General features: G+C 73.0%; 6 protein-coding genes. 4 read left to right on the top strand and 2 right to left on the bottom strand.

Features of this window, described 5'->3' with window-relative positions; all coding sequences use genetic code 11:
- Window positions 1-103: 103 nt before the first annotated feature.
- The 3 genes from H5J33_RS26150 to H5J33_RS26160 all read left to right on the top strand — a co-directional run bounded on the left by H5J33_RS26150 (window position 104) and on the right by H5J33_RS26160 (window position 2,681).
- Entirely contained in the window at window positions 104-1,108 is a 1,005-nt protein-coding gene (locus tag H5J33_RS26150) for a DNA polymerase thumb domain-containing protein (RefSeq protein ID WP_181797313.1), read from the top strand.
- A gap of 164 nt (window positions 1,109-1,272) precedes the next feature.
- Window positions 1,273-2,145 carry a triacylglycerol lipase gene (locus H5J33_RS26155; RefSeq protein ID WP_181797314.1) on the top strand — a complete coding sequence of 291 codons (873 nt, stop codon included), beginning with the start codon at window positions 1,273-1,275 and terminating at the stop codon, window positions 2,143-2,145.
- Between the two features lie 68 nt (window positions 2,146-2,213).
- Window positions 2,214-2,681 carry a GNAT family N-acetyltransferase gene (locus tag H5J33_RS26160; RefSeq protein WP_181797315.1) on the top strand — a complete coding sequence of 156 codons (468 nt, stop codon included), beginning with the start codon at window positions 2,214-2,216 and terminating at the stop codon, window positions 2,679-2,681.
- 12 nt (window positions 2,682-2,693) lie between these two features.
- On the opposite strand, the gene H5J33_RS26165 is transcribed toward H5J33_RS26160, so the two are convergent.
- Window positions 2,694-2,831 (bottom strand): hypothetical protein, encoded by a 138-nt coding sequence (locus tag H5J33_RS26165; protein ID WP_107058380.1) that lies wholly within the window; start codon window positions 2,829-2,831, stop codon window positions 2,694-2,696.
- 137 nt (window positions 2,832-2,968) lie between these two features.
- On the opposite strand from H5J33_RS26165, the gene H5J33_RS26170 reads away from it, so the two are divergent.
- The gene (locus H5J33_RS26170) at window positions 2,969-3,586 is read left to right on the top strand and encodes a bifunctional 2-polyprenyl-6-hydroxyphenol methylase/3-demethylubiquinol 3-O-methyltransferase UbiG (RefSeq protein ID WP_181797316.1); all 618 of its coding nucleotides are present in this window, start codon (window positions 2,969-2,971) and stop codon (window positions 3,584-3,586) included.
- A 28-nt stretch (window positions 3,587-3,614) separates the two neighbouring features.
- Here the strand turns inward: H5J33_RS26170 and H5J33_RS26175 are convergent.
- A partial coding sequence (locus H5J33_RS26175; RefSeq protein WP_181797317.1) for a GNAT family N-acetyltransferase occupies window positions 3,615-4,063 on the bottom strand: 449 nt, incomplete at its 5' end.

Raw genomic sequence — 4,063 nt, forward strand, 5'->3', positions numbered from 1 at the left:
ACGAGCTGCACCCCTGGGCCGATCTGCGGCCCGCGGGTGAGGACGCCGCGCGAGCCCCCGCGGCGATACGGAAGTTGTGGCACCAGAGTCCGGGGAGTGCGGGATGACCATCCTCTGCGTACGTTTCCAGCTGCCGCCGATGTACGAGGCGGCCCTGCCGGGGCTGCTCGGGCTGCTGGAGGAGTTCACCCCGGTGGTGGAGGCGCTGCCGCCGGACGGCGCGCTGGCCGATCTGCGCGGCGCCGAGCGGTACTTCGGGCGCGACGCGGTGGAGCTGGCCTCGGTGATCCGGGTACGGGCCCTCGCCCGCTACGGCGTCGACTGCGCGATCGGCGCCGGGCCGGGCCCGATGCTGGCCCGGGTGGCGCTGCGCGAGGCCCGGCCCGGGGTGACCCGCGCGGTGCCGGCGGACGCCGTCGCCGAGTTCCTCGCCGGCAAGCCCGTCACCGCGCTGCCCGGCGTCGGCGCGGCCACCGCCCGCACCCTGGACGAGTACGGTCTGGAGACCCTGGGCAGGGTCGCCGCCGCGCCGCTGTCCACGCTCCAGCGGCTGATCGGGGCGCGGGCGGGCCGGGAACTGCGGGAGAAGGCGAGCGGCATCGACCGCGGCCGGGTCGTCCCGAACGCCGTCTCGCGCTCACTGGTGACGGAACGGACCTTCCCGCTCGACGAGTTGGACCCCGACCGGCACCGCAGGGCGCTGCTGTCGGCCGCCGAGGAGATCGGCGCCCGGCTGCGCGCGGTGGGGATGGTCTGCCGCACCCTGACCCTCACCGTCCGCTACGCCGGCCTCCCTCACTCCCGACCTCGCTCGAGCGGGGGGACCCCCGCCGCCACCACCCGCACCCGCGCCCTGAAGGAGCCGACCGCGCACTCGGCGGCCCTGACCAGGACGGCCTACGGCATGTACGAGGCGCTGGGCCTGCAACGCGCCCGGGTCCGCGCGCTCGTCCTGCGCGCCGAGGACCTGATCCCCGCCGGCCAGGCCGCCCACCAGCTCACCTTCGACCCGGTGGACGAGAAGATCCGCCGCATCGAGGAAACGGCGGACCGGGCCCGGGCGAGGTTCGGCCCCCGCGCGGTGTTCCCGGGCACCTTGGCGGCGTGACCCCGGCGCATCGCGCGCCCCGGCCGGTCGGCACCGCAAGTTTTACTGACGCGTAACTTCACAGTTGGACTACTCGACCGTAACTTGACGAGTGAACAGCATCCCGTGATCCGGATCACAGGGTTGGCCGTGCCCCTCCCCTTGAGCCGCAAGGAGATCACACGATGCTGCCCTGGAAGCGAGCGCTCAGACCGCTCGCCGCGCTCCTGCTCGCCGTCGCCGCCGTCGCCGTACCGGCCGCCACCGCCACCGCCAGCGCCTCCGGCACCGCCGCGACCAGCAGCGGCTGGAACGACTACTCGTGCAAGCCGTCCGCCGCCCACCCCCGGCCCGTCGTCCTCGTCCACGGCACCTTCGGCAACTCGGTCGACAACTGGCTCGGCCTCGCCCCGTACCTCACGAGCCGCGGGTACTGCGTCTACTCCCTCGACTACGGTCAGCTCCCCGGAGTGCCCCTCTTCCACGGCCTCGGCCCCATCGACAAGTCGGCCGGGCAGCTGTCCGCCTTCGTCGACAAGGTGCTCACCGCGACCGGAGCCGGCGAGGCCGACCTGGTCGGCCACTCCCAGGGCGGCATGATGCCCCGCTACTACCTGAAGTTCCTCGGCGGAGCGGCCAAGGTGCACGCCTTCGTCGGCATCGCCCCCGACAACCACGGCACCGACCTGGACGGCCTCACCAACCTGCTGCCGTTCTTCCCCGGCGCCGAGGACCTGCTCGACGCCGCCACCCCCGGCCTCGCCGACCAGATCGTCGGCTCCGACTTCCTCACCAGGCTCAACGCGGGCGGCGACACCGTCCCCGGCGTGCGCTACACCGTCATCGCCACCAAGTACGACGAGGTCGTCACCCCCTGGCGCACCCAGTACCTGAGCGGCTCCGATGTCCGCAACGTCCTGCTCCAGGACCTCTGCCCGCTCGACCTGTCCGAACACCTCGCGATCGGCCTGTCCGACCGGATCGCCTTCCACGAGGTGGCCAACGCCCTCGACCCGGCCCACGCCACCCCCACCACCTGCGCCTCGGCCCTCGGCTGAGCGGCCGGGGCCTGTCCGGCCCGGGCCGCCGGACAGGCCCCGGAGCCCCGACGGCTAACGTGCACGGCATGATCATCGAGAACCACGGCGGCACGGAACGGGTCCGGCCGGCCGGCGCGCGGGACGTGCCCGCCGTGCGGGAGGTGACGGACGCGGCGTACCGCCGCTACATCGAGCGCATCGGGGTCGTGCCCCAGCCCATGGAGGCCGACCACGCGGCGGACGTGGCCGCCGGCAAGGTCTTCGTCACCGGGGAACCCGTCGTCGGGCTGGTGGTGGTCGAGGCGTTCGCCGACCATCTCTTCCTGGACAGCATCGCCGTCCACCCCAGCATCCACGGCACGGGCGTCGGACGCCGCCTGCTGCGCTTCGTCGACGCACGCGCGCGTGCGCTCGGGCTGGGTGAGATCAGGCTCTATACGAACGCGATGATGTGGGAGAACCAGAAGATCTATCCGCGCTACGGCTACGAGGTCGTGGCCCGCCGGGTCGACGGTCCCTACGACCGCGTCCACTACCGCAAGCTGCTGGGCTGAACCGCCCCCGCGTCAGGCGTCGGGCCACCAGGTGCGCGCGATGTCCTTGCGCACCTCCGGCCGTCCCGCCGGCGTCTCTTCCGCCTCCTCGGACATCCGGCGGCTGTCCGTCCGCTTCAGGGGCTTCTTCTGCACGGTCATGCGGCGCATCGCTGCCTCCTTCGTGCCTACGGGTTCCGTGTTGTCACGGAGGTAGACGTTTTCCGGGAGATTTCCTCATCGGTGCCGGTTTGTCAGTGGTGGCTGTCACGTTCGTACTGTCAGTGGCGTCTGTCACCCTCTGGGGCATGAGCGACAACACGCACAGGGCTGCTGGTGCCCCGGAAGCGGACTGGGATGCCCTGGCCGCCGGATTCGACGACGAACCGGATCACGGACTGCGCGACCCCGAGGTGCGCGCGGCCTGGGCGGACCGGCTGCGCGCCTGGCTCCCCGGCCACCCCGCCGACCTCCTCGACCTCGGCTGCGGCACCGGCAGCCTCTCGCTCCTCGCCGCCGAGCGGGGACACCGGGTGACGGCCGTCGACCGGTCCCCGGCGATGCTCGAGCGGGCCCGCGCCAAGCTCGCCGGGCACCCCGCCGAGATCCTGTGCGGGGACGCGGCGGCCCCGCCGGTGGGGGAGCGGCGCTTCGACGCGGTCCTGGTCCGCCATGTGCTGTGGGCCCTGCCGGACCCGGCCGGGGCGCTGCGGCACTGGCGGGACCTGCTGCGCCCGGGCGGCCGGATGGTGCTGATCGAGGGCGTGTGGGGGACCCTCACCCCGGTCGGCATACCCGCGCGGCGGCTCACCGCCCTGCTGGAGCCGCTGACCCGGCACCTGCGCGTGGAGCGGCTGTCCGGGCACCGTGCGCTGTGGGGCAAGGAGGTGGACGACGAGCGGTACGCGGTCATGGCCACCGTGTGATCCCCACGCTCTCCAGGACCGGCCCCGCTCAGCCGAGTTCACGGATGTAACGCACCTCCCGCGCGCGGAACGCGTACCCGAGCCACTCGTTGATCGCGATCATGGGACCGTTGCCGGTGTCGTTGCCCGTGAACGCCTCGGTGAGACCGGCGGCACGGGCCCGGTGCAGGGAGTGGATCTTGGCGAGCTTGGCCAGGCCGCGGCCGCGGTGGGCGCGGACGGTGCCGGTCATCGCCGTCGAGTAGCGGGTGCCGCCGTCGGTGTAGGCCACGGTGAAGGCGACCGGCCGGCCGCCCGCACAGACCACCACGGTCAGCTCCCGGTTCAGCAGCGGGTGGTGCCAGACCTCCTCGATCCACGCGTCGTAGTCCGTGAACTCGGTGTCCACGTCGCCCGGTTCGTCGAGCACCGTCTCCGCGTCCAGCTCGAACAGCGGCCGGGGATCGGCCGCGAAGTCGGCGGCCGTGCGCAGCTCCA

Origin of the sequence: Streptomyces sp. WELS2, from assembly GCF_013870595.1 — a bacterium.
GTDB lineage: Bacteria > Actinomycetota > Actinomycetes > Streptomycetales > Streptomycetaceae > Streptomyces.

Coding starts and splice junctions, on each gene's coding strand:
- H5J33_RS26150 (WP_181797313.1), top strand. CDS start 104: ATGACCATCCTCTGCGTACGTTTCCAGCTGCCGCCGATGTACGAGGCG.
- H5J33_RS26155 (WP_181797314.1), top strand. CDS start 1,273: ATGCTGCCCTGGAAGCGAGCGCTCAGACCGCTCGCCGCGCTCCTGCTC.
- H5J33_RS26160 (WP_181797315.1), top strand. CDS start 2,214: ATGATCATCGAGAACCACGGCGGCACGGAACGGGTCCGGCCGGCCGGC.
- H5J33_RS26165 (WP_107058380.1), bottom strand. CDS start 2,831: ATGCGCCGCATGACCGTGCAGAAGAAGCCCCTGAAGCGGACGGACAGC.
- H5J33_RS26170 (WP_181797316.1), top strand. CDS start 2,969: ATGAGCGACAACACGCACAGGGCTGCTGGTGCCCCGGAAGCGGACTGG.